Genomic DNA, 25706 nt, shown 5'->3' with positions numbered 1-25706 from the left:
GGGCGCGGCTCGCGCCCGCCGGACGGACGCCCTCTCGGTCGAGCACCGGCGCGGCTATTCGGCCGCGTCGGCGCTCGCGGATGCGGGCGACGGGGCGATGGGTGCCGCGACGGCCTCGGCGAGGGTCGGGTAGACCCGTCCCGACCGCTCGAGCCCGGCGAACCATCGGCCCTTGCGCGCGGTGACGGCGCCCGATTCGGGCACCGCGGCGAGCCGCAGCTCGACGCCCTGCCCGGCCAGTTCGCGGTCGAGGTCGGCGAGCGTGTCGAGCACGGTCACCGAGACCGCGCCCTGCCTGGTGAGCTCGAGTGCGACCGCGCGGACGCCCGGATGCTCCTCGACGGCGGCGAGCACGGCGTTCTCGTGGGCGAGCACGTTGGCCGTGTACAGCGGCGCGATCAGCCGCACGGGCAGCACCTCGCCCACCTGCTCGTCGATGTCGACGCGCACGCGGTTCAGCTCGTGCAGCACCAGGCCGAGCGTCGCGATGATGCCGACCGCGACCGCGAGGAGCAGGCCCGCGCTGAGGCCGACGGCGGCCGTCACGACCGCGATCCAGAAGTCGTCGCGGCTGATGCGCCAGAACCGCACGAGCGAACCGATGTCGATGAGCCCGACGACGGCGACGAACACGAGCGACGCCAGGGTCGCCTGCGGCAGCAGGCTGAGCACCGGGCCGAGGAACAGCACGACGAGCACGGCGAGCACGACCGTCACGATCGATGCGAGCTGCGTGCGAGCGCCGGCGCCCTGGTTGACCGCGCTCTGCGAGAAGCCGCCGGCGGCCGGCACGACCTGGAAGAACGAGCCGATCGTGTTGGCGGCACCGGTCGCGAGCAGCTCCTGGTTCGAGTCGATCTGCGTCTCACCGGGCTTGCGGATGCCGCGGGCCACCGCCGCGGACTCGAGGAACGCCATGATCGCGATCGCCAGCGCACCCGGCAGCAGCTGCGCGACGTGCGCGAAGCTCGGCAGCTCGGGGGTCGGCACTCCCTGCGGAACGGCCGCGATGAGCTCGACGCCGGCGTCGTCGATGCCCGCGAACGCCACGAGCAGGATGCCGGCCGCGACCACGATGAGCGGGCCGGGCACGCGCGGCAGGAAGCGCTTCAGCACGAAGAGCGTCGCGATCGACCCGGCGGAGAGGGCGATCGTGGCCCCGTTCGCGGCCGGAAGGGCGGCCCCGACGGCCTCGAGCGATCGGAGGAAGCCGTGCGCCGAGACATCCGTCGTCTCACCGAGGAGCTTGGGCAGCTGCCCGACGGCGACCGTGGCCCCGACGCCGATCTGGATGCCGACGATCGTGGCCCGCGAGATGTTCTCGACGAGTGAGCCGAGTCTCGCGAGGCGGGCGACGAGCAGAAGCACGCCGACGAGCAGCGTGAGCGCCATGAGGTCGGGGATCGGGTCGTCGCTGCCCGAGGCGACGCCGGCCGCCACGAGCGTGGTCGCCGTGAGCGTGGCGATCGTCGACGTCGTCGACACGCTCATCGCCCGGGAGCCGCCGAGCATCGCGTAGACGAGCATCGGCACCATGCACGTGTAGAGACCGACCTGCACGGGGAGGTTCGCGATGGTCGCATAGGCCATCGCCTGCGGGATGACGACGGCGCCCGCCGAGAGCCCGGCGAGCAGGTCGGGCCCGAGCCATCCGCGCCGGTAGCCGACGAGCGTCGGGAAGAGCAGGCGCCTGCGATGCGCCGTCGCGGGAGCGCTCATCCGGCCGCGGGGTCCACGAAGACGTGCGACCAGTCGTCGCGGACGCTGACCACCGTGTACCCGCGCTCCTCGGCCGCGGCGAGCGCGGCATCGGCCCCCTTGTCGTAGGGCTCGTCGCCCCGGGCCGTGTCGTCGTCGTGGTGCACGAGCAGTGCGAGGCCGTCGCCCTTGCGCGTGAAGTCGAGCATCTGCATGTCGCCGTTCGAGTTGCCACAGGCGATGAGCGGGCGGCGGCCGATGCGGCTCCAGATGCGCACGGGCTTCTCGGGTCCGTCGTCGAAGAAGTCGAGGCCCGCGGTGTAGCGCACCTCATGCGAGTCCTCGTCGTAGGCGAGCCCGAGCGCCGAGCCGACGACGTGCTCGGGCGGGATGCCGTAGTACTCCTGCGTCATGGGCCGCATGAAGTCGCGTTCGCCCCCCGAGACGATGTAGACGGTGAACCCGTTCGCCTCGAGGTACCGCAGCAGCTCGACCATCGGGCGGTACACCGCATCGGCGTAGGGCGTGCCGAGCGTCAGGTGTCTCGCATTCTCGTAGAACTCCGAGACGGATGCCGCGTAGTCGTCGACGCTCATGCCGGCGGTGATGCCGACGAGCGCGCCGATGAGCACCTTGAGGTCGCTGTCATCTCCCTCGTAGTGCTTGTCGACGGCACCGCCGAGCCACGCGAAGTCTCCGGTGACGGCGGCCTTGTACGGCTGGCGATCGGCGATCGACGGATCGGCCTTCGCGGCGGCCGCCCAGCGCTGCACGATGTAGTGCAGCTGGGTCGGCATGGGCTTCTCGCTCCACAGCGTGCCGTCGTTGTCGAAGACGGCGACGCGCTCGCCCTCGGGCACTGCGGCCGGGCCCGACGAGACGCGTTCGACGAAGGCGGTGATCGCCCGGCGGGTCGGGGTGTCGCCCCACGAGGGCAGTTCGTTCGGCATGCGGATCCCTTCGAGGGAGCGGGGGTGCGCGGCATCCGCACACCCCCGCCCGGTGGTTCGACCGGTCAGTCGCGGGCCATCGCGGCGGCGAGGTGGGCCTCGAGGTCGAGGTACACGTCGTCGGCGATGTCGAAGACGACGCGCGCGATCTCACCACCGGTGAAGTCGAACCCGTACCCATAGAGCGACGACACGGGGTCGGCGCTGTCGCGGCCGATCGTGAGGCCCTCGCCGCAGAGCGAGAAGTGGCCGAGCACCGTGCGGATCTGCTGCTCGCCGACCTGCTGGTCGTCGATGTACAGCTTCACCGGTCCGATGCCCTCGCGGTTCGGGCCCATGCCCTCCTTCGTGAACTCCACGCCGATGATGTGCTTGCCCGACGTGGGCACCGGAGCGGAGACGCGATCCTCGGGCGGGATGCCGAGGAAGTTGTAGATGTAGTGCACCTGGCCGTCCTTGACGACGAGCGCGTGCCCGCCGAACCTCGACCCGTGCGCGAAGATCACGCCCTGGCTGTCGGGCGTGAGCTCGACCTCGGCCGCGATCTTGTACGAGACGCCGTGCACGTTCGCGGCGCTGCGCTCCGGCACCTCGGACGTGTCGGGGTAGTAGACGAACTGCCCGCTGGGTGGGACCGGCTGGTGGAACTCCATGGCGACGAAGGTCTCGAAGTCCTTCGGGTTGCCGATGATCTGCAGGTCGTTCAGCGGCAGCACGTCGTTGGCCTTCGCCTCCTCGAGCCAGAGCGCCTTGAGTTCCTCGAGCTTCTCGGGGTGCTCGGCCGCGAGGTCGTGGGCCTCCGCCCGGTCGACATCGGTGTGGAAGAGCTGCCAGACATCCTGGTCGAACCCGCTGATGCCGCTCACCGGCCCGTGCACCGCGACCGCCTTCCACCCCTCGTGCCAGATGCCGCGGCTGCCGAGCATCTCGTAGTACTGCGTCTTCTTCTCGGTGGGGCCGTCGGCCGCGAAGGAGTACCCCATCGAGATACCCGACAGCGGCGTCTGCTCGACGCCCGCGTAGACCTCGGGCATCGTGACGCCGCACGCCTCGAGGATCGTCGGCACGATGTCGGTCGAGTGGTGGTACTGCGACCGCACCTCGCCCTTCGCCTCGAAGCCCGCCGGCCAGTGGATGACCAGCGGGTCGCAGACCCCGCCCTGATACGAGTAGCGCTTGAACATGCGGTACGGCGTCGAGAAGGCCATCGCCCACCCGGTCGGGTAGTGGTTGTACGTGTCGGGGCTGCCGAGCTTGTCGACCATCGTGAGGTTCTGGGCCTCGTCGTCGGGGTAGCCGCCGAAGATCTTGCCCTCGTTGACCGAGCCGTTCGGGCTGCCCTCGCCAGATGCGCCGTTGTCGGCGCAGTACAGGATCAGGGTGTTCTCGAGCTGGCCCGACTCCTCGAGGTAGTCGACGATGCGGCCGACCTGCGCGTCGGTGTACTCCGAGAAGCCGGCGAACACCTCCGCCATGCGGCAGAACATCGCCTTCTCCTCATCGGTGAGCTCGGCCCACGGCCGCACGAGGTCGGTCTGCGTGAACGTGCCGTCGGGCATCGGGTTCACGTCGGTGAGGTCGGTGTCGGCCGGGAGGATGCCGCGCTCGATCATGCGGGGCAGCACCCACTCGCGGTACGCCTCGTAGCCGTCGTCGAACCGGCCCTTGTACTTGGCGATGTACTCCTCGGGCGCGTGGTGCGGCGCGTGGTTCGCGCCGGGACAGAACCACAGGTACCAGGGCTTGTCTGGCTCGGTCTGCTTGACGTCGCGGATCATCTTGAGCGCCTGGTCGGCGAGGTCCTTCGACAGGTGGTAGCCGTCTTCGGGCAGGTACGGCTGGTCGATGTAGTGGTTGTCCTCGGCGAGCGAGGGGTACCAGTTGTTCGTCTCGCCGCCGATGAAGCCGTAGAACCGGTCGTAGCCCTGGGCGAGCGGCCAGTTCTTCTTCGAGGCTCCCGCCGTCCACTCGTCGATGGGCACGTTGTGGTTCTTGCCGACCCAGAACGTCGACCAGCCGGCATCGCGCAGGATGTTCGCCATGGTGGCGTTCGACGGCGGGATGTGGGAGTTGTAGCCCGGGAACCCGGTCGACGACTCCGAGATCGTCGCGAAGCCGTTCTGGTGGTGGTTGCGGCCCGTCAGGAAGGTCGACCTGGTGGGCGAGCACAGCGCCGTGGTGTGCCACTGGCTGTACGTCAGGCCGCCCTTCGCGAGGCGGTCCATCGTGGGCATGTCGATGCGCCCGCCGTACGGCGACCAGGCTGCGGTTCCGGTGTCGTCATAGAGCACGACGAGCACATTGGGAGCGCCCGCAGGAGCCTTCTCGGACAGGAACGCGTCCCAGTCCGCGGTCGAATCCCGAACATCGAGCTTGATCTCACCCTTGAACTCGCGAACCATCCGATATCCCCCATCGTCGCGCCCAGGCCGCCCGCACCGTAGCGGACGACTCTTCCGACCCTGTCATACCCGCATGAACGTCACAATGAACAACACGAGGGGATCGCAGCCGAGCACGCGAGGCCGACCGTGATCGAGCCGGCGTCCTGCTAACGCGAATCGGCCCCGGCGCTCCGGCCCTCAGCGTCGTCGTCGCCCACCGCCAGGCCGAGCGAACGGAGCTCAGCGCTCGACCTGTGGGCCAGCTTGCGTCCGAGCAGGGGTCGTGCGTCCTCATGCATGCGCACGCCCTTCGGCTCGGCCGCGAGCGGCTCCTCCCATCCCAGGTACAGCGCGGCGACCCGGAACGAGAAGGCGATCGCGAAGGCGATGAGCCCGGCCGCCCAGAACGGCAGGCCTGCGGCGTCGCCGATGATCCACACGACGGCGGCGATGATCGCCGTCACGACGAACCACTCCCCCCGCACGAACTGCTTCGGTGGCACTCCGCTGATCACGTCGATGAGGAAACGCCCCGTCGTGGCTCCGATCACGCCGATGGCGACGGCACCGATGACGGGGAACCCGGCCTCGATCGACTTCTGGGCTCCGACGATGGCGTACCACGGAAGTGACATGCTCGTCATGAACTGGAAGAGCCCCTCGCGGAAGAGCTGGCCCTTGCCGTACGCGAGCGCGTAGCCGAGCACCCCGGCGGCGACGCACAGGGTGAGGTAGGCCGGATTCATCAGGGCGGCGGGGGGCTCTCCGAGGATGACGTCGCGGGTGACGCCGCCTGCGATGCCGCCCACGATGGCCATCAGGATGATGCCGACGAAGGTGAAGTTCCGGAAGTGGTCGGGGCGACGTGCGAGGAGGGCGCCGTTCAACGCGTTCGTCGTCGCCGCGATGAGATCGAAGAGCGTCTGGTCGCCGTAGAACGACCACGTCCCGAAATCGATCGCTGCCGAACCCGTCATGGCCGACCCGAGCTCGTCGACGACCGCGATGCAGTGCAACGAACGGATGCCATGTGCCTTCCCGAACTCCCTGCAGCAGACGCGCCGCCCCCCGGCGACGCCGATCCAACCGTTGCACGGGGGTCGGGGAAAGACAAGGGTGCCCGACTCGGCTCGGACGCGACCTGCGGGCACGGCGGGATGCGGGGCGGAGCTCCGATCAGAGCGCCGGGGAACGGCTCAGCCGGCGCGCAGCGCCTGCTTCAGGCGCTCGGCGTCGATGCGCCAGTACGCGTGCATCTCGCCGTCGACGAGCAGCACGGGGATCTCTTCGGCATAGCGATCGGCGAGTGCGGGGTCGTCGAGGATCGACTGCTCCTCGAGCACCGGCGCGACACCGGCATCCGTCGCCTCGAACTCGGCGATCACGCCCTGCACGACCTCGCGCGCGTCGTCGCAGAGGTGGCATCCGGGCTTGCCGATGAGGGTGAGGTGGATGTCGCGGGTCATGCGACCAGCCTACGCATCCGGGTACAGCGAAAAGCGCCAGGCCGGGGGCCTGACGCTCTCAGCGGTGAAGCAGCGGACTACTTCTTGTTGCGACGCTGGTGACGCGTCTTGCGAAGCAGCTTGCGGTGCTTCTTCTTCGCCATACGCTTGCGGCGCTTCTTGATGACGGAACCCATCAGAACCTCACAGAAAAGATCGTGTCGGCCGCGCGAGTCGCAGCCGCAGGCAGAAAGCCTCGGGATAGTCTAGCCGATTCGCGCCGCGCCCCTGATCACGGTGCGTTAGCGTCGAGGGATGCGCCACCGCGAGCCCACCATCCGCACCACCCGCGAAGAGGACTGGCGTCAGGTTCGCGAGCTCCGCCTCGAGATGCTGCAGGACACGCCCCTCGCGTTCGGCGAGACGTACGAGCACGCGCTCGGCGTGTCCGAGGCTGTCTGGCGCATGCGGGCCGCGCGCGGCACGACGCCCGGGCAGACCTCGGTCGTCGCGATCGACCGCGACCGGTGGGTGGGACACATGGGCGGATGGGTTCCGGATGCCGCGTCGGGCCCGCTGCTCGTCGGCGTCTACGTGAGCCCGGCGTACCGCGGCGACGGGCGAGGCGTCTCGCGTCGGCTGCTCGAGGCAGTCGAGGAGTGGGCGCTCGGCCACGGCGATGCCCTGCGCCTCGAGGTGCACGAGCAGAACCCGCGCGCGATCGCGTTCTACGAGAAGCTCGGGTTCAGCCTCACCGGGCACTCGCGGGCGTACGAGCTCGAGCCCGGCGGCCTCGAGCTCGAGATGATCAAGCGACTGCGCTGACCGGGTCTCGATACGCTTCGCTACTCGACCACCCGGTTGTGCGCGTATCCGCCGAAACCCGGTGGTCGAGTAGCGAGCGCAGCGAGCGTATCGAGACCCCGCCCCGCCCTGCTCCCGGTGGTCGAGTAGCGAGCGCAGCGAGCGTATCGAGACCCCGCCCCGCCCCTGCGACTCACTCACGCGCAGACCTCGGCCGCTTTCGGCTCAGCCCGTTGAGGTCGGAGAACCTGCCCTCGATCAAGGCTTGACGCTTCGCGCGACCCCAGCCCTGCACCTGCTTCTCCCGCGCGAAGGCATCGTCGATCCGCAGATGTTCTTCGGCGTACGCGAGCCGCACGGGCCGCCGCCGTGCGGTGTGATTCGCGGCGTCGCCAGCCTCATGCTGCGCGAGGCGCCGCTCGAGATCGATGGTGCTCCCGACGTAATAGCTCCCGTCGGCGCATTCGAGGATGTACATGTACGGCATCGGCACATGATGTCGAACGCTGACGGACCGAGTGACGACGTGTCCACAGGGATGGGTCTCGATACGCTTCGCTACTCGACCACCAGGTTGTGCGTCTCGGGTCTCGGAGCTACTTGCGCTTGATGGGCGCGACGACCGAGCTGACCTGGTGCGCGGTCTCGGCGAACGCCTTGCCGATCGCCGACGCGAAGGCGCGCTGCTCGGCCCGGAGGTTCTCGGCCTCGGCTCCGGCGACGCCGGCGAGCGTCGCGGCGTCGGCCGCGGCATCCGACGACGTGAACGGGATCAACCAGTCTTCGAGGGTCTCGAGCGGGGCGCGGTCGAGCCGGTAGTAGCGGTGCTGGCCCTCTTCGCGCACGCTCACGAGGCCGGCTTCGCGCAGCACCTTGAGGTGCTTCGAGACGGTCGGCTGGCTGAGCCCGAGGGAGGCGACGATCTCGGAGACGCTGATCTCGCCATTCGACTCGGGCGAGACGGATTCGCGCTCGAGCAGGACCGCCAGGATGTCGCGTCGGGTCGCGTCCGCCACCACGTCGAAGATGTCCGCCATGGTGCAAGGCTAGTCATTCCGGGCGGGGAGTACCATGACTCACGCGTTGCGACGAGGACACTGAGGGGGGTCGATGCGCGTTCAGCCGATGGGCCGCGGGGGTCGCTACGACCAGCGGTCATGGCTCGGACGCCTGCGCGACGGAGTCGACTCCTTCGTCAAGCACTCGCCGTCGCGATTCGCCATCGTGATCTTCGCGGGCCTGATCCTGATCTTCACGCTCCTCTTCTCGCTGCCGGTCGCACGCGCCGGCGATGCCGGCAACGCCCCGCTTCACGACGCGCTCTTCACCGCGGTCTCGGTGATCTGCGTGACCGGTCTCGCGACCGTCGACATGGCGACCTACTGGTCGCCGTTCGGCAACGCTCTCGTGTTCATCGGCGTCAACATCGGTGGCATCGGCGTGCTGACGCTCGCCTCGATCCTCGGCCTGGTCATCTCGAGGCGTCTGGGGCTTCGCTCGAAGCTCCTGGCGGCGAGCGACACGAACCCGTCGCGCATCCACGTCGGGCCGGTCGCCGAGCGCCAGGCGGTCAAGCTCGGCGAGGTCGGCGGGCTGCTCGCGACGGTCGCGATCAGCGCCCTCGTCATCGAAGGCGCCATCGCCATCGCCATGATCCCGAGCATGCTCGCGGCGGGATACGACGGCTTCCACAGCATCTGGTACAGCTTCTACTACTCGGCGATGGCGTTCACGAACACCGGATTCAACCCGAACCCCGGAGGGCTCGCGCCCTTCGAGCACGACTACTGGATGCAGTCGCTCCTCATGATCGGCGTGTTCCTCGGCAGCCTCGGCTTCCCCGTGATCTTCGCGCTTGCGCGTGCCTGGCGGCAGCCGCGCAAGTGGAGCCTGCACGTCAAGCTCACGATCACGACGACCGTGATCCTCTTCGTGCTCGGCGCGGGCATGTTCGTGCTGCTCGAGCACAGCAACCCCAAGACCTACGGGCAGCTCGACGCGGGCGCCACGGTGTTCCAGTCGTTCTTCATGTCGGCGATGACACGTTCGGGCGGGTTCGCGACCGTGAACATGCACGACCTGTACGGATCGAGCCAGCTCGTGAGCAGCATGCTCATGTTCATCGGCGGCGGCTCGGCCTCGACGGCCGGCGGCATCAAGGTCACGACGCTCGCCGTGCTGTTCCTGGCCGCGGTCGCCGAGGCGCGCGGCGCGCCCTCGATGGAGGCGTTCGGCCGCCGCATCCCGCGCGACATGCTGCGGCTCTCGGTCAGCGTCGTGCTCTGGGGTGCGACGATCGTCGCCGCGTCGTCGATCGTCATCCTGCAGATCACGAAGGCGCCGTTCGAGAACGTGCTGTTCGACGTGATCTCGGCGTTCGCGACGTGCGGCCTCTCGACGGGGCTCACGGCCGACCTGCCGCCAGAGGGCGTCTACGTCATGGCGGGCACGATGTTCATGGGTCGCGTTGGTACAGTGACACTCGCCGCGGCCCTCGCAGCGAGCCAGCGACGACAGTTGTTCAAGCGTCCGGAAGAGAGGCCCATCGTTGGTTGATCGCATCAAGCACGACGCCCCGGTGCTCGTCATCGGACTCGGTCGCTTCGGCGCCGCCACGGCCGGCCAGCTCGATCGCCTCGGCCGCGAGGTGCTCGCCGTCGACACCGACGAGATCCTCGTGCAGAAGTGGTCCGAGCGGGTGACGCACGCCGTCGTCGCCGACGCCAAGTCGATCGACGCGCTCCGCCAGATCGGCGCCCAGGACTTCTCGATCGCGGTCTGCGCGGTCGGTTCATCGGTCGAGGCGTCGGTGCTCATCACCGCGAACCTCGTCGACCTGAAGATCCCCCAGATCTGGGCGAAGGCGATCTCGGCCTCGCACGGCAAGATCCTCGAGCGCATCGGCGCGAACCACGTGATCTATCCCGAGCGCGAGGCGGGCGAACGCACGGCCCACCTGGTGTCGGGCCGCATGCTCGACTTCATCGAGTTCGACGACGACTTCGCGCTCGTGAAGATGTACCCGCCGAAGCCGATCCGCGGCAAGAACCTCACCGAGTCCGGCGTGCGCTCGAAGCACCGCGTGACGGTCGTCGGCGTGAAGAGCCCCGGCAAGCCGTTCACCTACGCGACCGAGCAGACCGTGGTCTCCAACCACGACCTCATCATCGTCTCGGGCACCGAGGGCGACATCGAGAAGTTCGCCGCACTCGAGTAGGGCGGATGCCGCGGCATCCGCCCGTTCGCACGACGACGCTGCTGCGCGATCAGGCGACGAGCATGGCGATGACGCCGACGATGCCCGCGACCACGGCGAGCGCCAGGAACACGATGCCGAGCAGCCGCAGCACCCGGCGACCGGCGGGCGGCTCGTGCAGGCGCAGGTGCTCGGGTTCGCGCTCGCGGTAGAACGCCGGTTCCTGCTGCGGATCGGCGACGTGGTGCCGCTCGTCGGCGCTGAGCCGACGCGAGTGGAACTCCCCCTCGGCGAACCACCGCACGACGCTGCCCTCCGCGCCGTCGACGACGAGTGCGTCGGTCGGCAGCCACCGCCCGTCGGCGATGCGGATGAGCAGGACGAGCAGCATGCACGCGAGCCCCACGGCGAGGCCGACCCAGCCGATGACCTCGGCGATCGCCCCGACCGTCTCCCACGCGCTCATGACGAGAACGCTACCGGCGAGCGGGTGCCGGGGCGAACGACCAGCCGGAACTGCGTAGCCTTGCATCGTGGACTGCGCGTACTTCGACGCCGGGCGATGCCTCTCGTGCTCGCTCATGGGCGAGCCGTACCCGGCGCAGGTCGTGGCGAAGCAGGCGAGGGCCGAGCAGCTGCTCGCGCCGTTCGGCGTCGGCACGTGGCATCCGCCGGTCGCGAGCGGCGAGCGCGACTACCGCAACAAGGCGAAGATGGTCGTCGGCGGCACGGTCGACTCGCCGACAATCGGCATCCTCGATGCCGACGGCCACGGGGTCGACCTGCAGGCGTGCGGCATCTGCTCGCCCGGGCACCGTGCGGCGTTCGGCCCGATCTCGCGGTTCATCACGCTCGCGCGCATCACGCCGTACGACGTGCCGACCCGCACGGGCGAGCTGAAGCACCTCATCGTCACCGAGTCCCCCGACGGCGAGCTCATGGTGCGGTTCGTGCTGCGCTCGACCGAGCCCGTGGCCCGCATCCGCAAGCACCTGCCGACTTTGCTCGCCGACCTGCCGAACACGCGGGTCGTGAGCGTCAACGTGCTGCCGGAGCACAAGGCCGTGCTCGAGGGCGAGCACGAGATCGTGCTGACCGAGGCGCAGACCCTGTCGATGCGCCTGAACGACGTGACGATGCACCTGCGCCCGCAGAGTTTCTTCCAGACGAACACGGCGATCGCGGCGGCGCTCTACGCCGAGGCGCGCGACTGGATCACCGATCTGGCGCCGGCCGCGGCGTGGGACCTCTACTCGGGCGTCGGCGGCTTCGCACTGCACCTCGCGAGTAACGACCCCCACGCGGGGCCGACGGTCACGGGCATCGAGACGAGCGTCGAGGCCGTCGCGAGCGCCGAGCTCAGCCGAACGGATGCCGCCCTCCACCGCGTGCGCTTCGCCGCCGGAGACGCCACGCGCTTCGCGCTCGAGGCGCCGGAGGCCGACGTCCCCGACCTGGTGGTCGTGAACCCGCCGCGGCGCGGCATCGGCGCAGATCTCAGCGGGTGGCTCGAGACATCCGAGATCCGTCACGTGCTCTACTCGAGCTGCAACGCGGCCTCGCTCGCGAAGGACCTCGCGGCGATGCCGTCGCTGCGCCCGGTGCGGGCACGGGTGTTCGACATGTTCCCGCAGACCCCGCACTTCGAGGTCATGGTGCTGCTCGAGCGGGTCGGCGCGGCCTGAGCCGCCGCCCCGATCCGACGCACGGATCCGTCGCACGGATCCCCAGCCGCACGCGAGGTCCGGAACCCGCGAGAACGCACGCCGGCCGCCCGCGAGGCTGGAGGTCTCCTACGGAAGGCGGTCACCTTGGGCGACCTCAGCACCCTCGTTCCCCCGTCGCGGCGCCACGTCGCGATCACCCCGGCGATCCTCTACTTCGGCACGCCCGTCTCGGTGCTGTCTACGCTCGACGAGCACGGCCACCCGAACCTCGCGCCGAACTCGTCGCTGTGGTGGCTCGGCCAGACCGCGATGGTCGGCGTCGCGGCACGGAGCCGCACGGGCCGAAACCTCGTCGCGACGGGCGAGATCGTCATCAACCTGCCGTCGGTCGCAGAGGTCGACGAGGTCGACCGACTGGCGCTCACCACGGGCAACTCCCCCGTCTCGGCGCGCAAGGCGAAGGCCGGCTACCGGCACGTGCGCGACAAGTTCGCGGCGGCCGGAGTGCGCGAGCTCGCCTCCGAGACGGTGGCGCCGCCTCGGATCGCCGAGTTCCCGGTGCACGTCGAAGGGCGCGTGCGAGCGATGCACCCGCTCGGCGGGATCGCCGTCGGCGCCGCGGGGGCGGCAGCCGGCACGCCCGACGTGAGCACGGCCGACGTGATCGCCTTCGAGATCGAGGTGACGCGGGTGCACGTGCTCGAGGAGCTTCGGATGCCGGCGCACGCGAACCGCATCGACCCTCGTCGGTGGCGTCCGCTCATGATGAGCTTCCAGCACTTCTTCGGCTTCGGCCCCGAGCGGATGCCGTCTCGGCTCTCGACGATCGACGAGGAGTGGTACCGCGGCTGAGGCGGGCGCCGGTCCGCCGCGGCCCCGCAGCGGCGCAGATCGCGTCAGGCCCGGCCGGGGCTAGCAGCGGAGCGCGCGAGGCAGAACCTCCGCACCGGCTCGGTCGGCACGAGGTCGGCGAGCAACGCGTACTCGACGGCGGCCTGCTCGCGGCGCCCCGTGCGCCACGCCAGGTCGGCGAGCGCGAACCGCGCGTCGAGCGCGGCGTACGGCGCCGGGCCGGCGGCGAGCCCGTGCAGCTCGGCCTCGATCGCCCGGAGCGTGGCGGTGCGCTCGCCCGAGGCCGGCGCGAGCAGGCTCCGATGCAGCTCGGCGGCGAGGCGGCCCGCCGTCACCGACGGCGACCCCCACACGCGCTCGAGCGCGCGGTAGAACCCGACGACGCGGGCCCAGTCGGTGCGCTCGAAGCTCGGCGCGGAGGTGTGCAGGCCCGCGATCGCGGCTTCGAGCACGAACCGTCCGTCTCCCCGGTCGGCGGCGGCCGCGGCATCCGCGAGTCCCGCCTCGATCAGGCGGCGGTCCCACCGGCTGCGGTCGGCCTCGTCGAGCGGCACCGCGACGCCGTCGGCATCGAGCCGACCGGGCCGCCGTGCGAGGCCCAGTCGGATCACGGCCCTGAGCCCGCGCACCTCGGCGTCGTCGGGGTACTCGGCGACGAGCGCGTCGGCGATCGACAGCGCCTGCCTGCCCAGGTCGTCGAGCGGGTCGTGCGGGTCGAGCACGTCGCGGTGCGCGACCGTGAACATGCCCGCGACGCTCGCCAGCACCACGGGCAGCCGTACCCGGCGTTCGGGCGCATCGGGCACGCGGAAGCGTCCGCGCGCCTTCGCGAGCGCGTGCTTGGCCCGCGTGAGCCGCGCCGCCGCGGCCGACTGCTGGATGCCGAGGTGCGCCGCGATGCGCGCCACGTCGAGGCCGCAGACCACGCGCAACGCGAGCACGAGCCTCGCCTGCTCGGTGAGCGCCGGGTCGCAGGCGACGAACAGCAGGGCGAGGCGGTCGTCGAGGGCGTCGGCGAGCGGCGCCTCGATGACGGATGCCCCGGCGTCGGCGTCCGAACCGGCGAGTGCGCTGCGCAGCTCGCCGGCCTCGCGCTGCGCGTGGCGCTGCTCGACGGCGGCTCGACGGCGGTCGTCGATCCATGCCCGTTTGCCGACGGCCGTGCACCAGGCCGCGAGCGACCCGAGCGCGGGAGGGCCGGACCCGTCGGCGCCGCCGCGGCCGTCCCGGTGCCCGACCTGGGCCACGGCTCGCGCGATCGCCTCGGCCGCGTACTCCTGCGCCTCGTCGAGGCTGCCCGTGTAGGCGGCGAGCGCACGCACGATCCGCGGCCAGGCTTCGACGAAGTCCTCGCCCAGGTCGGCGATCGGGTCGGTCACGAGCGGTCGGTCACGCGATCGGGAAGACCTTGCGCCACTCGATGTGGCCGCCGGTCGGCACGAGGGCCGCGATGCGACGGGCGAGCGCCTCGTCATCCGTCTCGACCATGTAGAAGCCCGAGACGACCTCGGTCGTGTCGGGGTACGGGCCGTCGGAGTAGACCGCGTCGGCCTCGAGCCGATCGCCGGCGCCCGGAGTGACGCGACCGCCGTGCCGCGCGTTCTGCAGTGCGGACGCGCCGACGATGCGCGCACCGAGGCGCTCGACCGCCTCCTGGAAGACCCGGTGCTCGGCGAAGTTCGATCCGTGCGTGTCGTCCTCCGCACCGCCGCCCTCGAGCACCGCGTCTGAATCCCAGTCGGGTTCGTGGATCAGGTAGAGGTAGGTGTCCGTCATGGTTCTCTCCTTGCGTCGGAGCCCGTTCGGGCCGTGACGAGCCTCGTCACACCATGGTGACGAGGTCGACCCCGAGAAATCGACACCTTCCGCCAATTCGGTCGGCCCCTCGTCGGTCGCGGGCAGCGCTGCGATCGTACGCGGCGACCGTAAGCACGGCGTTCGGATGCCGCATCCGCGCCGTTAGGGATCCGTGAGGATCGGCCGGGGGCCTCCGGCCGAGGTGTTGCATCGCAGGTGCAGCGAACCGCTGCCCGCTCGCCGCCCCTGCGGCCCGCGGCATCCCCGAACTTGGAGTCCTCGTGCTCGACGTCGTCTACATCCTCGGCATCCTCGCCGTGTTCGCACTCGTCGGCCTCATCGCCAGGGGGGTCGAGAAGCTGGGCCCACCCGCCCCGGTCTCGGCCCACCGCGAGGCGATGACCCGAGAGGAGCGGGGATGATCATCTTCGAACTCCTCGCCGCCGCGTTGGGCGTCGCCGCCGTGGTGTACCTCGTGGTCGCCCTCGTCAGACCTGAGCGGTTCTGATGGAGGTGTTGTTCGCCGTCATGCAGGCGGCCACCCTCGCCCTGATCCTCGCGCTCGTCTACCGCCCCCTCGGCGACTACATGGCGAACCTCTACTCGACCGACCGCGACTGGAAGGTCGAGCGGGGACTCTACCGGCTGATCGGCATCGACCCGCGCGCCGAGCAGTCATGGCCGGCATACCTGCGCGGCGTGCTCGCCTTCTCGGTCATCGGCGTGCTGTTCGTCTACGTGCTGCAGCGCGCCCAGGCGGTACTGCCGTACTCGCTGGGCCTGCCGGCGGTGCCCGAGGGCCTGTCGTTCAACACGGCCGCGTCGTTCGTGGCCAACACGAACTGGCAGTCCTACTCGCCCGAGCTCACGATGGGCTACACCGTGCAGCTCGCGGGCCTCGCGGTGCAGAACTTCGTGTCGGCGGCCGTCGGCATCGCCGTCGCGATCGCCCTCGTGCGCGGATTCGCACGTCGCGGGTCGGGCACGATCGGCAACTTCTGGGTCGACCTCTTCCGCGGGTCGTTCCGGCTGCTGCTGCCGCTCTCGGTGGTCGGCGCGATCGTGCTCGTCATCGGCGGCGTCGTGCAGAACTTCAACGGCTTCACCGAGATCACGTCGCTCGCCGGCAACACGCAGTCGATCCCGGGCGGCCCGGTCGCCTCACAGGAGGTCATTAAGCTGCTCGGCACCAACGGCGGCGGCTTCTTCAACGCCAACTCGGCGCATCCGTTCGAGAACCCGACCGCGTGGACGAGCCTGTTCCAGAACGTGCTCATGCTCGCGATCCCGTTCGCACTGCCGCGCACGTTCGGCAGGATGGTCGGCTCGAACAAGCAGGGCTACGCGATCCTCGCCGTCATGGCGACGCTCTTCGTGATCTCGCTCTTCGCGCTCAGCGCACTCGAGGCGGCCGGCAACGGCACGGCACCCGAGCTCGCCGGCGGAGCGATGGAAGGCAAGGAGGCGCGCTTCGGCATCTTCGGGTCCACGTTGTTCGGCACCACGTCGACCCTGACCTCGACCGGTGCGGTCAACGCGATGCACGACTCGTTCACCGCGCTCGGCGGCATGCTGCCGATGCTGAACATGATGCTCGGCGAGGTCGCCCCCGGCGGCGTCGGTTCAGGCCTCTACGGCATGCTCGTGCTCGCGGTCATCGCCGTGTTCATCGCAGGGCTCCTGGTGGGCCGCACGCCCGAATACCTCGGCAAGAAGATCGGGCCGCGCGAGATCAAGCTCGCGAGCCTCTACATCCTCGTCACGCCGACCCTCGTGCTCGCGGGCACCGCACTCTCGTTCGCCATCCCCGGCATCCGCGAGGACGTCGAGTCGACGTCGATCTGGAACCCCGGCATCCACGGTATGAGCGAGGTGCTCTACGCCTTCACGAGCGCGTCGAACAACAACGGCTCGGCGTTCGCCGGACTCACGGCCAATACGCCGTGGTTCAACACCGCGCTCGGCGTGGCGATGCTGCTCGGCCGGTTCATCCCGATCGTGCTCGTGCTCGCACTCGCCGGCTCGCTCGCCGCGCAGGACAAGGTCCCCGCGACCGCGGGCACCCTGCCCACTCACCGGCCGCAGTTCGTCGGCCTGCTCATCGGGGTGACGGTCATCGTGACCGCGCTCACCTACTTCCCCGTGCTCACGCTGGGTCCCCTGGCTGAAGGGCTGAACTGACCATGTCCACCATCACCTCCACTTCCAAGCCGTCGCCCGAGCCGGCCGAGGGGCACTCCCCGCGGTCCATGGGCTCGTCGTCGAAGCGCTCGGCGAGCGCGTTCGGCCCGTCGCAGATCGTGCAGGCCCTGCCCGGCGCGTTCCGCAAGCTCGATCCGCGTTTCATGTGGCGAAACCCGGTCATGTTCATCGTCGAGATCGGCGCGGTGTTCACGACGGTGCTCGCGATCGCCGAGCCGTTCCTCGGCGGGCCGGGCTCCTCAGGGGGCACCGCGGTGCCCGTCACCTTCACCTGGGGCATCGCCGTGTGGCTCTGGCTCACCGTGGTCTTCGCGAACCTCGCCGAGTCGATCGCCGAGGGCCGCGGCAAGGCGCAGGCCGACAGCCTCCGCCAGACCCGCACGTCGACGGCCGCATTCGTCGTCACGGACTACGACGAGGGGTCGGATGCCGCGGCTGAGCGCACGCCCTTGCGCGAGGTCTCCTCGTCCGACCTGAGGCTCGGCGACCTCGTCGTCGTGACGGCCGGCCAGCTCATCCCGGGCGACGGCGACATCGTGCAGGGCATCGCCTCGGTCGACGAGTCGGCGATCACGGGCGAGTCGGCCCCGGTCGTGCGCGAGTCGGGCGGCGACCGCTCGGCGGTCACGGGCGGCACCCGCGTGCTGTCGGACCGCATCGTGGTGCGCATCACCTCGAAGCCGGGCGAGACCTTCGTCGACCGCATGATCGCGCTCGTCGAGGGCGCCTCGCGGCAGAAGACGCCGAACGAGATCGCGCTGAACATCCTGCTCGCGAGCCTCTCGATCGTCTTCGTCGTCGTGGCGCTCACGCTGAACCCGATCGCCTCGTACGCCGCGACGCCCGCGAGCATCCCCGTGCTCATCGCCCTCCTGGTCTGCCTCATCCCGACGACGATCGGGGCCCTGCTCTCGGCCATCGGCATCGCCGGAATGGACCGCCTGGTGCAGCGCAACGTGCTCGCGATGTCGGGTCGGGCGGTCGAAGCGGCGGGCGACGTCACGACGCTGCTGCTCGACAAGACCGGCACGATCACCTACGGCAACCGGCGCGCCAGCGAGTTCGTGCCGATGCCCGGCGTGCCGTCGTTCGAGCTCGTGCGGGCGGCCGCGCTCTCGTCGCTCGCCGACCCGACGCCCGAGGGCGCCTCGATCGTCGACCTCGCGGCCGAGCACGGCATCCGTTTCGACTCCGCCCCCGCCGGCGAGGTCGTGCCGTTCACGGCGCAGACCCGCATGTCGGGCCTCGACCTCGCCGACGGCACGGTCGTGCGCAAGGGGGCCGGGTCGGCGGTCATCGCCTGGGTCGAGACATCCGGTCGCATCGCGTCGAGCGATCTCGACGAGCTCGAGCAGCGCATCGAGGCCATCTCGACCGGCGGCGGCACGCCCCTCGTGGTCGCCAGGCGCTCGGCCGATGGCGCCGCGACCGTGCTCGGCGTCGTGCACCTCAAGGACGTCGTCAAGGACGGCCTCACCGAGCGGTTCGCCGAGCTGCGCGCCATGGGCATCCGCACCGTCATGATCACGGGCGACAACCCGCTCACGGCGAAGGCCATCGCGGCCGAGGCCGGCGTCGACGACTACCTCGCCGAGGCCACCCCCGAAGACAAGATGGCGCTCATCAAGCGCGAGCAGGCGGGCGGCAACCTCGTCGCGATGACCGGCGACGGCACGAACGACGCCCCGGCGCTCGCGCAGGCCGACGTCGGCGTGGCGATGAACACGGGCACGTCGGCCGCGAAGGAGGCCGGCAACATGGTCGACCTCGACTCCGACCCGACGAAGCTCATCGAGATCGTGCGCATCGGCAAGCAACTGCTCATCACGCGCGGAGCGCTCACGACGTTCTCGATCGCGAACGACATCGCGAAGTACTTCGCGATCATCCCGGCCATGTTCGCCGGCATCTTCCCGGGGCTCGCGGTGCTGAACGTCATGCAGCTGCATTCGCCCGCCTCGGCGATCCTGTCGGCGATCATCTTCAACGCGATCATCATCGTGATCCTGATCCCGCTCGCGCTGCGCGGCGTCAAGTACCAGGCAGGCGGTGCGTCGGCGATCCTCAGCCGCAACCTGCTGGTCTACGGCCTCGGCGGCATCATCGCCCCCTTCATCGGCATCAAGCTGATCGACCTCGTCGTCAGCCTCATCCCCGGGTTCTAGGCCCGGACTCGAAAGGAATCGAACCATGAGCTCCACTCGCACCACTGTGCGCACCCACTGGGTCGCCGTCCGCGCGATGCTCATCTTCACCGCGGTGCTCGGCGTCGCGTACACGCTCGTCATCACCGGCATCGGCCAGCTCGTGCTGCCGGCGCAGGCGAACGGGTCGATGCTCCGCGACGGCTCCGGCACGGTCGTCGGCTCGTCGCTCATCGGCCAGTCCTTCACGGATGCCGAGGGCGCGCCCCTGCCCGAGTGGTTCCAGCCCAGGCCGAGCGCCGCGGGCGACGGCTACGACGGCGGCGCGTCGAGCGGCAGCAACTACGGACCCGAGAACGCCGACCTAATCGCCGCCATCGGGGAGCGTCGCGCACAGGTCGCCGCGTTCGAGGGCGTCGCGCCCGACGAGGTGCCGGTCGACGCGCTGACCGCCTCGGCATCCGGGCTCGACCCGCACATCAGCCCCGAGTACGCGCGGCTCCAGGTGGCGCGCGTGGCCGCCGCGCGCGGCCTGCCCGAAGCCGAGGTCGCCGAGCTCGTGGAGTCTAGGATTCAGGCACGGGATCTCGGATACCTGGGCGATCCGACCGTGAACGTGCTCGAGCTGAACCTCGCCCTCGCAGCACTCGGGGAGTAGGCGCATGAAGAAGGGGCGGCTTCGGGTCCTGCTCGGCGCCGCCCCAGGCGTCGGCAAGACCTACTCGATGCTCGAGGAGGGCAGGCGACTCGCCGCCGAGGGCGACGACGTCGTCGTGGCGTTCGTCGAGACCCACGGGCGACGTGCGACCGCGGCGATGGTCGACGGGCTCGAGGTCGTGCCCCGCCACGAGGTGACGCACCGCGGCATGGGCCTCGCCGAGATGGACCTCGACGCCGTGCTCGCGCGCCGGCCGGCCATCGCCCTCGTCGACGAGCTCGCCCACACGAACGCCCCCGGCTCCCGCAACGCCAAGCGATGGCAGGACGTCGGCGAACTGCTCGACGCGGGCATCGACGTGATCTCGACCGTGAACGCCCAGCACATCGAGTCGCTCGGCGACGTCGTGCTCCAGATCACGGGGGTGCCGCAGCGCGAGACGATCCCCGACCGGGTGCTGCGCGACGCCGACCAGATCGAGGTCGTCGACCTCGCCCCGCAGGCGCTGCGCGATCGCCTGGCCGGCGGCCTGGTCTACCCCGCCGAGCGCATCGACGCCGCGCTCTCGAACTACTTCCGCCTCGGCAACCTCACGGCCCTGCGCGAGCTCGCCCTGCTCTGGCTCGCCGACGAGGTCGACTCCGCGCTGAAGGCCTACCGCGCTGAGCACGGCATCGACCGCAAGTGGGAGGCGCGCGAGCGCGTCGTCGTCGCCCTTACCGGCGGACCGGAAGGCGAGACGCTGCTGCGACGCGGTGCGCGCATCGCGTCGCGCTCGTCGGGCGGGGTGCTGCTCGCGGTGCACGTGACGAATCCCGACGGCATGCGCCCGCGGCATCCGGGAGCCCTCGATGCGCAGCGCACGCTCGTCGAACAGCTGGGCGGCAGCTTCCACCAGGTCGTCGGCGAAGACGTGCCGCGCGCGCTCGTCGAGTTCGCCAAGGCGTCGGATGCCACGCAGCTCGTCATCGGCGTGAGCCGCCGTTCGCGCCTGGCCGCCGCCCTGTCGGGCCCGGGCATCGGCGCCACCGTCATCCGCGAGTCGGGCGACATCGACGTGCACATCGTCACGCATGCGTCGGCCGGATCGCGGTTCTCCCTGCCGAAGCTCGGGGGGTCGCTCGGCCGACGTCGGCTCATCGGGGGCGCCGCGATCGCGCTCGTCGCCGGCCCGCTGCTGAGCTGGCTGCTCGTGACCCAGCACACCGAGGCGTCGATCACGAGCGACGTGCTCGCCTACCAGCTGCTCGTCATCGTCGTCGCGCTCGTGGGCGGCATCTGGCCCGCGCTCTTCGCCGCCGTGCTGTCGGGCCTGACCCTGAACTACCTCTTCGTCGCGCCCGTGCATACCCTCACGATCGCCGACCCGCGGCAGTTCCTCGCGCTCGTGTTCTACGTCGCGAACGCGCTGCTCGTGAGCTACGTCGTCGACCAGGCGGCCAGGCGCACGCGCGAGGCCCGCCGCGCGGCGGCCGAGTCGCAGCTGCTCGCGGGCATGGCCGGCAGCGTGCTGCGAGGCGAAGACGCCCTGCAGGCCATGGTCACCCGCACGCGCGAGGCGTTCGGCCTCAGCGGCGTGCGGCTCGTCATCGACGGCACCGCGCGCGTCGCCGACGGCGAACCCACCCCGGACGACCGGGTCACGAACGTCGCGCTCGAGGGCGGCGCGGTGCTCGAGCTGCACGGGCGCGACCTCGAGGCGGGCGAACGACGCCTGCTGCAGGTCATCTCGACGCAGATCGAGCAGGCGCTCGAGCACGGCGCGCTCGCGTCGGCCGCCTCCACCGCGGGCGTGCTCGCCGAGACCGACCGCGTGCGCTCGGCGCTGCTCGCGGCGGTCGGCCACGACCTGCGGCGCCCGCTCACCTCGGCGTCGGCCGCCGTGAGCGCGCTGCGCACCCCCGACCTCGGGCTCGAGGCATCCGACCGCGCCGAACTGCTCGACACGGCGGCCGAGAGCCTCGACGCGCTCGCGTCGCTCGTCACGGACCTGCTCGACGTCAGCCGGGTCCAGGCCGGCGCCCTCGGCGTCTCGCTCGCGCCGACGCACCTCGCCGACGTCGTGTTCGCCGCACTCGACGAGCTCGCGCTCGGCCCCGGCGACGTCGAGCTCGACCTCGCCGACGACACCGAGCCGGTGCTGGCCGACGGCGTGCTGCTCCAGCGCGTCGTCGTGAACCTGCTCGCCAACGCGGTGCGCCACAGCCCGGCCGGCGAGCGCGTGCGCGTGGCCACGAGCTCGTTCCGCGAGGAGTCCGAACTGCGCGTGGTCGACCGCGGGCCCGGCGTGCCGCCAGAGCGTCGCGATGAGATCTTCACGCCCTTCCAGCGCCTCGGCGACACCGACAACGACACCGGCCTCGGCCTCGGCCTCGCGCTCTCGAAGGGGTTCGTCGAGGGCATGCGGGGCCGCCTCGAGGTCGAGGACACCCCCGGCGGCGGGCTCACGATGGTCGTGACGCTGCCCGTGCCCGGCTCGGGCGACGGCCCGGCCGGATCCGGGCCGGTCGGCTCGCCCGAGGCATCCGATTCCGACCCGACCCCGAAGGAGGCGCCGTGAGGATCCTCCTCGCCGACGACGACGACCAGCTGCAGCGGGCCCTGCGCATCACGCTCGCCGCCCGCGGCTACGAGGTCGTCGCCGCCCACGACGGAGCCGAGGCGCTCGACCTCGCCGCGAACGCCCACCCCGACCTCATCCTGCTCGACCTCGGCATGCCCCGGGTCGACGGCCTCGACGTGATCCGCGCGGTGCGTGCGTGGTCCAAGGTGCCGATCCTCGTGCTCTCCGGCCGCACCGACTCCGCCGAGAAGGTCGACGCGCTCGACGCGGGCGCCGACGACTACGTCACGAAGCCGTTCGCCATGGACGAGCTGCTCGCCCGCATCCGCGCCCGCGCCCGCTCGGTCTCCGAAGAGGGGTCGGATGCCGCGACGGTCCGCATCGGCGACCTCACCGTGGATCTCGCGGCGAAGACGATCCGCGACGACGCCGACCCCGCGGCATCCGTGCGCCTGACCCCGACCGAGTGGCGCCTGCTCGAGCTGTTCCTGCGCAACCCGGGCAAGCTGCTCACGCGGCAGATGCTGCTCGGCGAGGTGTGGGGGCCGTACCACGCCAACGACGCGGGCTACCTGCGGCTGTACGTGGCGCAGTTGCGCCGCAAGCTCGAGCCGGTGCCGTCGGAGCCGCGCCACTTCCTGAACGAGCCGGGCATGGGCTACCGCTTCGAACCGTAGGAACTCGCACGACCGCTCCACGCGCCTCGCCCCGCCTGGTCCTGCGAGCCGCCGCGTACACCCGGCGGAGTACGCGCGATGCCGCCCACGAGCGGATGCGGCGCCGCATCTCCCGGCGCAGGATCGAGCCATGACGAGACATCCCTTCAGGTTCGGCGCGGTCGTCGGACGACGCGCGTCGGCGGCCTCGTGGGCGGCCACGGCCCGGGAGCTCGAGCAGCTCGGCTTCTCGACGCTGCTCGTGCCGGACACGTTGCAGACGGCGTCGCCGCTGCTCGCGCTCTCCGCCGCGGCGACGGCGACCGAGCGCCTGCACCTCGGCACCTGGGTGCTGGCCGCTCCGCTCCGCTCGCCCGCCGAGACGGTGCGGGACGCCACCACCCTGCACGAGCTGTCGGGCGGCCGGTTCGAACTCGGCCTGGGCGCCGGGCGGCCGGGCGGCGAGCACGATGCGGCTCGACTCGGCGTCGAGTGGGGCGCACCGGCCAGACGCGTCGACGCGGTCGAGGCGACCGCCGCCGCTGCCCGTGCCGAGCTGCCCGACGTCCCCGTCGTCATCGCCGGAAGCGGCGACCGGATGCTGCGACTCGCCGGCGCCTTCGCCACGACGCTGGCCCTCGCCGTGCCGCCGACCGCCTCGGTCGACGAGGTCGCCGCCCTGACCGCCCGGGCACGCGCGCGAGCCGGGGCGGACCTCGAGATCGCGCTCCAGATCGCCGGGGTCGGCGACGACCTGCCCGAGTGGCTGCGTCTCCGGCTGGGACTGACCCCGGACGGGCTGCGCGACGCAGGAGCCGCCGCCCTGCTCTCGGGCGACGACGAGCGAGACGCGGAGCACCTCGAGCAGCTGCGCGAGACGGCAGGGGTCTCCTACTTCACGATGTCGCACGAGCACGCCGCGCGGCTCGGGCCGCTCGTCGGGCAGCTCAGCGGTCGCTGACCGCCGACGACTCGGCGGCGGTCGGACGACGTCGAGACCGGGCGCGAAGCTGCAGCGCGAAGCCCGCGCCGAACAGCAGGAACACGGATGCCGCGAGCAGCGCCCAGCGCGACGCATCCGCCATGCCGGCCGAGAGCGCGTCGGCGACCGCCGGCCCGGCCTCACCCAGCTGTCCGTCGGTGCCCTGTTCGCGCAGCGCGGGGATGTTCGCGCCCGCCGACAGCTCGGTCGCGTCGATGACCTGCTGCTCGGCCGAGGCCGGCAGCCCGGACTGCCCGTCGAGCTGCGCGGGCAACGCGAATGCGAGCCCTGCGGCGAGCACCGCGCCGATGACCGCGGTGCCCAGCGCGGAGCCGACCTGGCGCACCGTGCTCTGGGTCGCGGAGCCCTGACCCGACTGCTCTGGCGGGATGTCGGCGAGCACCGTGCCGGTGAGCTGCGCCGAGGCGAGCCCGAGCCCGAGCCCGTAGAGGGCGAGCACGGCGGCGAGCCACCACCCCGACAGGTCGGGTCCGAGCAGCAGCGCGGCCGCGACGGCGCCGACGAACTCGATGCCGAGGCCCATCAGCACGACGTTCGGCGCTCCGAACCGCTCCGAGAGGTGCCTGGCCGAGGCGCCCGACGCGAACGCGCCGAGTCCCATCGCGGCGAGCACCAGCCCGGCGGTGAGCGTCGACAGTCCGAGCGCGTTGACGATGAAGAGGGGCAGCACGAAGAGGATGCCGAACTCGCCGACAGCGACGCAGAGCGCGACGAGGTTGCCCCAGGTGAAGGTCGGCACCGAGAAGAGCCGAACGTCGAGGATCGCCGAGCGGCCGTTGCGCGCCCGGTGGCGCTCCCACAGCACGAAGAGCACGAGCGACACGACGCCGACGGCGAGCGCGATCGGCACGGGCGAGAGGGGCCAGTCGGCGGGCCAGGTCCAGCCGAACAGCACGAACGGCTGCTCTGGCGCCCACCAGCCGAGCGACCCGCCCTCGATCAGGCCGAACACGAGGGCGCCGAAGCCGATCGCCGAGAGCAGCAGGCCGTCGACGTCGAGCCCCGGGCTCGTGACGTGGGCTCGGGTGTCGTCGACCGTGAAGAGCGCGGCGATCACGATCGCGATGCCGAAGGGCAGGTTCACGAGGAAGATCCACTGCCACCCGAACGACTCGGTGAGCCAGCCGCCGAGCAGCGGGCCGAGCGCGGCGACGCCCGAGATGACCGCGCCCCACACGCCGAACGCGACGGCGCGATCCCGCCCGCGGAAGGTCGCGTTGACGGTCGACAGGGTCGCCGGGAGGATGAACGCGCCGCCGATGCCCTGCACGAACCGCGCGAAGATGAGCGAGTCGCCACCCGTGGCGAGCGACGCGAGCAGGCTGCCCAGCAGGAACAGCGCGATGCCCGCGAACATCGCGCTCCGCCGTCCGAGGCGGTCGCCGAGGCGCCCGGCGGTCAGCAGCAGCGCGGCGAACACGACCGAGTAGATGCCGTTGACCCACTGCGCCTCGCTGAAGTCGAGGTCGAGGTCGGTGATGAGCGTCGGCAGCGCGACGCCCACGATCGTGCCGTCGAGCACGATCATCGACAGTGCCGACGCGAGCACCCAGAGCCCGATCCACCGTCGGGTGCCCGTGCGCCCCTGCTGTTCGTGCTCGCCTGCGGTCATCGCCATCCCCTCCGTGCCCCCACCCTGCCCACGATAGGGCTGGGGGCCGCCCACCCCCGTCAACCGAATGGCGGA

At 71.0% G+C, this 25706-nt stretch carries 25 protein-coding genes; 13 read left to right on the top strand and 12 right to left on the bottom strand.

Annotated features, from left to right (window positions below):
* Nucleotides 1-54: 54 nt before the first annotated feature.
* The 6 genes from BM342_RS02850 to BM342_RS02825 form a co-directional block, all read right to left on the bottom strand.
* On the bottom strand, nt 55-1719 hold the full coding sequence (locus tag BM342_RS02850; protein ID WP_092964001.1) for a SulP family inorganic anion transporter: 1665 nt from the start codon (nt 1717-1719) through the stop codon (nt 55-57).
* A complete protein-coding gene (locus tag BM342_RS02845) occupies nt 1716-2648 on the bottom strand; it encodes an HAD family hydrolase (RefSeq protein WP_092964000.1) in 933 nt (310 codons plus the stop codon). The genes BM342_RS02850 and BM342_RS02845 overlap by 4 nt, the downstream gene beginning before the upstream one ends.
* 65 nt (nt 2649-2713) lie before the next feature.
* Nucleotides 2714-5050, bottom strand: a complete 2337-nt coding sequence (locus BM342_RS02840; protein ID WP_092963999.1) for an arylsulfatase — start codon at nt 5048-5050, stop codon at nt 2714-2716.
* A 149-nt stretch (nt 5051-5199) separates the two neighbouring features.
* A complete protein-coding gene (locus BM342_RS02835; RefSeq protein WP_255368475.1) occupies nt 5200-6048 on the bottom strand; it encodes a TRIC cation channel family protein in 849 nt (282 codons plus the stop codon).
* 180 nt (nt 6049-6228) lie between these two features.
* Nucleotides 6229-6498 (bottom strand): glutaredoxin family protein, encoded by a 270-nt coding sequence (locus BM342_RS02830; RefSeq protein WP_092963998.1) that lies wholly within the window; start codon nt 6496-6498, stop codon nt 6229-6231.
* A 77-nt stretch (nt 6499-6575) separates the two neighbouring features.
* The gene (locus tag BM342_RS02825; RefSeq protein WP_003792170.1) at nt 6576-6674 is read right to left on the bottom strand and encodes a 30S ribosomal protein bS22; all 99 of its coding nucleotides are present in this window, start codon (nt 6672-6674) and stop codon (nt 6576-6578) included.
* A gap of 118 nt (nt 6675-6792) precedes the next feature.
* Here BM342_RS02825 and BM342_RS02820 point away from each other — a divergent pair, with 118 nt between their 5' ends.
* Nucleotides 6793-7302, top strand: a complete 510-nt coding sequence (locus BM342_RS02820) for a GNAT family N-acetyltransferase (RefSeq protein ID WP_092963997.1) — start codon at nt 6793-6795, stop codon at nt 7300-7302.
* 172 nt (nt 7303-7474) lie between these two features.
* On the opposite strand, the gene BM342_RS02815 is transcribed toward BM342_RS02820, so the two are convergent.
* Nucleotides 7475-7768, bottom strand: a complete 294-nt coding sequence (locus BM342_RS02815) for a GIY-YIG nuclease family protein (protein WP_092963996.1) — start codon at nt 7766-7768, stop codon at nt 7475-7477.
* Nucleotides 7769-7877: 109 nt separating this feature from the next.
* Complete coding sequence (locus BM342_RS02810; protein WP_092963995.1) at nt 7878-8318, bottom strand: ArsR/SmtB family transcription factor; 441 nt, start codon at nt 8316-8318, stop codon at nt 7878-7880.
* 73 nt (nt 8319-8391) lie between these two features.
* Between BM342_RS02810 and BM342_RS02805 the strand changes: the two genes are divergently transcribed.
* Both BM342_RS02805 and BM342_RS02800 read left to right on the top strand, forming a co-directional pair.
* A complete protein-coding gene (locus tag BM342_RS02805; RefSeq protein ID WP_218154888.1) occupies nt 8392-9837 on the top strand; it encodes a TrkH family potassium uptake protein in 1446 nt (481 codons plus the stop codon).
* A complete protein-coding gene (locus BM342_RS02800; RefSeq protein ID WP_092963993.1) occupies nt 9830-10498 on the top strand; it encodes a potassium channel family protein in 669 nt (222 codons plus the stop codon). Before BM342_RS02805 ends, BM342_RS02800 begins: the two co-directional genes overlap by 8 nt.
* A gap of 49 nt (nt 10499-10547) precedes the next feature.
* Here BM342_RS02800 and BM342_RS02795 read toward each other — a convergent pair whose 3' ends face one another.
* Nucleotides 10548-10943, bottom strand: coding sequence for a hypothetical protein (locus tag BM342_RS02795; RefSeq protein WP_092963992.1), 396 nt, complete (start codon nt 10941-10943; stop codon nt 10548-10550).
* Between the two features lie 67 nt (nt 10944-11010).
* Here BM342_RS02795 and rlmC point away from each other — a divergent pair, with 67 nt between their 5' ends.
* Both rlmC and BM342_RS02785 read left to right on the top strand, forming a co-directional pair.
* Complete coding sequence (gene rlmC, locus BM342_RS02790; RefSeq protein ID WP_092963991.1) at nt 11011-12162, top strand: 23S rRNA (uracil(747)-C(5))-methyltransferase RlmC; 1152 nt, start codon at nt 11011-11013, stop codon at nt 12160-12162.
* A gap of 126 nt (nt 12163-12288) precedes the next feature.
* Nucleotides 12289-12996: a flavin reductase family protein gene (locus BM342_RS02785; RefSeq protein ID WP_092963990.1), complete on the top strand. Its 708-nt coding sequence runs from the start codon at nt 12289-12291 to the stop codon at nt 12994-12996.
* 44 nt (nt 12997-13040) lie between these two features.
* Here BM342_RS02785 and BM342_RS02780 read toward each other — a convergent pair whose 3' ends face one another.
* Together BM342_RS02780 and BM342_RS02775 are read right to left on the bottom strand one after the other, a co-directional pair.
* Nucleotides 13041-14375 carry a DUF6596 domain-containing protein gene (locus BM342_RS02780; RefSeq protein ID WP_143109736.1) on the bottom strand — a complete coding sequence of 445 codons (1335 nt, stop codon included), beginning with the start codon at nt 14373-14375 and terminating at the stop codon, nt 13041-13043.
* 10 nt (nt 14376-14385) lie between these two features.
* Nucleotides 14386-14772: a YciI family protein gene (locus tag BM342_RS02775; protein WP_092963989.1), complete on the bottom strand. Its 387-nt coding sequence runs from the start codon at nt 14770-14772 to the stop codon at nt 14386-14388.
* 302 nt (nt 14773-15074) lie between these two features.
* Between BM342_RS02775 and BM342_RS19760 the strand changes: the two genes are divergently transcribed.
* From BM342_RS19760 to BM342_RS02740, 8 genes are all read left to right on the top strand, one after another.
* Nucleotides 15075-15215, top strand: coding sequence for a hypothetical protein (locus BM342_RS19760; protein WP_177232034.1), 141 nt, complete (start codon nt 15075-15077; stop codon nt 15213-15215).
* On the top strand, nt 15212-15301 hold the full coding sequence (locus BM342_RS02770; RefSeq protein WP_092963988.1) for a potassium-transporting ATPase subunit F: 90 nt from the start codon (nt 15212-15214) through the stop codon (nt 15299-15301). Before BM342_RS19760 ends, BM342_RS02770 begins: the two co-directional genes overlap by 4 nt.
* Nucleotides 15301-16974 carry a potassium-transporting ATPase subunit KdpA gene (gene kdpA, locus BM342_RS02765; protein WP_092963987.1) on the top strand — a complete coding sequence of 558 codons (1674 nt, stop codon included), beginning with the start codon at nt 15301-15303 and terminating at the stop codon, nt 16972-16974. Before BM342_RS02770 ends, kdpA begins: the two co-directional genes overlap by 1 nt.
* 2 nt (nt 16975-16976) lie before the next feature.
* Nucleotides 16977-19160 carry a potassium-transporting ATPase subunit KdpB gene (gene kdpB, locus BM342_RS02760; RefSeq protein ID WP_177232033.1) on the top strand — a complete coding sequence of 728 codons (2184 nt, stop codon included), beginning with the start codon at nt 16977-16979 and terminating at the stop codon, nt 19158-19160.
* Nucleotides 19161-19185: 25 nt separating this feature from the next.
* Nucleotides 19186-19797 (top strand): potassium-transporting ATPase subunit KdpC, encoded by a 612-nt coding sequence (kdpC, locus tag BM342_RS02755; protein ID WP_092963985.1) that lies wholly within the window; start codon nt 19186-19188, stop codon nt 19795-19797.
* A gap of 4 nt (nt 19798-19801) precedes the next feature.
* Nucleotides 19802-22357: a DUF4118 domain-containing protein gene (locus BM342_RS02750; RefSeq protein ID WP_092963984.1), complete on the top strand. Its 2556-nt coding sequence runs from the start codon at nt 19802-19804 to the stop codon at nt 22355-22357.
* Nucleotides 22354-23037 (top strand): response regulator, encoded by a 684-nt coding sequence (locus BM342_RS02745; RefSeq protein ID WP_092963983.1) that lies wholly within the window; start codon nt 22354-22356, stop codon nt 23035-23037. The genes BM342_RS02750 and BM342_RS02745 overlap by 4 nt, the downstream gene beginning before the upstream one ends.
* A gap of 130 nt (nt 23038-23167) precedes the next feature.
* Nucleotides 23168-23977 (top strand): LLM class flavin-dependent oxidoreductase, encoded by an 810-nt coding sequence (locus tag BM342_RS02740; RefSeq protein WP_092963982.1) that lies wholly within the window; start codon nt 23168-23170, stop codon nt 23975-23977.
* On the opposite strand, the gene BM342_RS02735 is transcribed toward BM342_RS02740, so the two are convergent.
* Nucleotides 23964-25631, bottom strand: coding sequence for a DHA2 family efflux MFS transporter permease subunit (locus tag BM342_RS02735; protein WP_218154887.1), 1668 nt, complete (start codon nt 25629-25631; stop codon nt 23964-23966). The genes BM342_RS02740 and BM342_RS02735 overlap by 14 nt on opposite strands.
* Between the last annotated feature and the right edge of the window lie 75 nt (nt 25632-25706).

It is taken from the genome of Agromyces sp. CF514, from assembly GCF_900113185.1.
Lineage (GTDB): Bacteria > Actinomycetota > Actinomycetes > Actinomycetales > Microbacteriaceae > Agromyces.
This window is presented reverse-complemented; position numbering and strand designations above follow the sequence as displayed.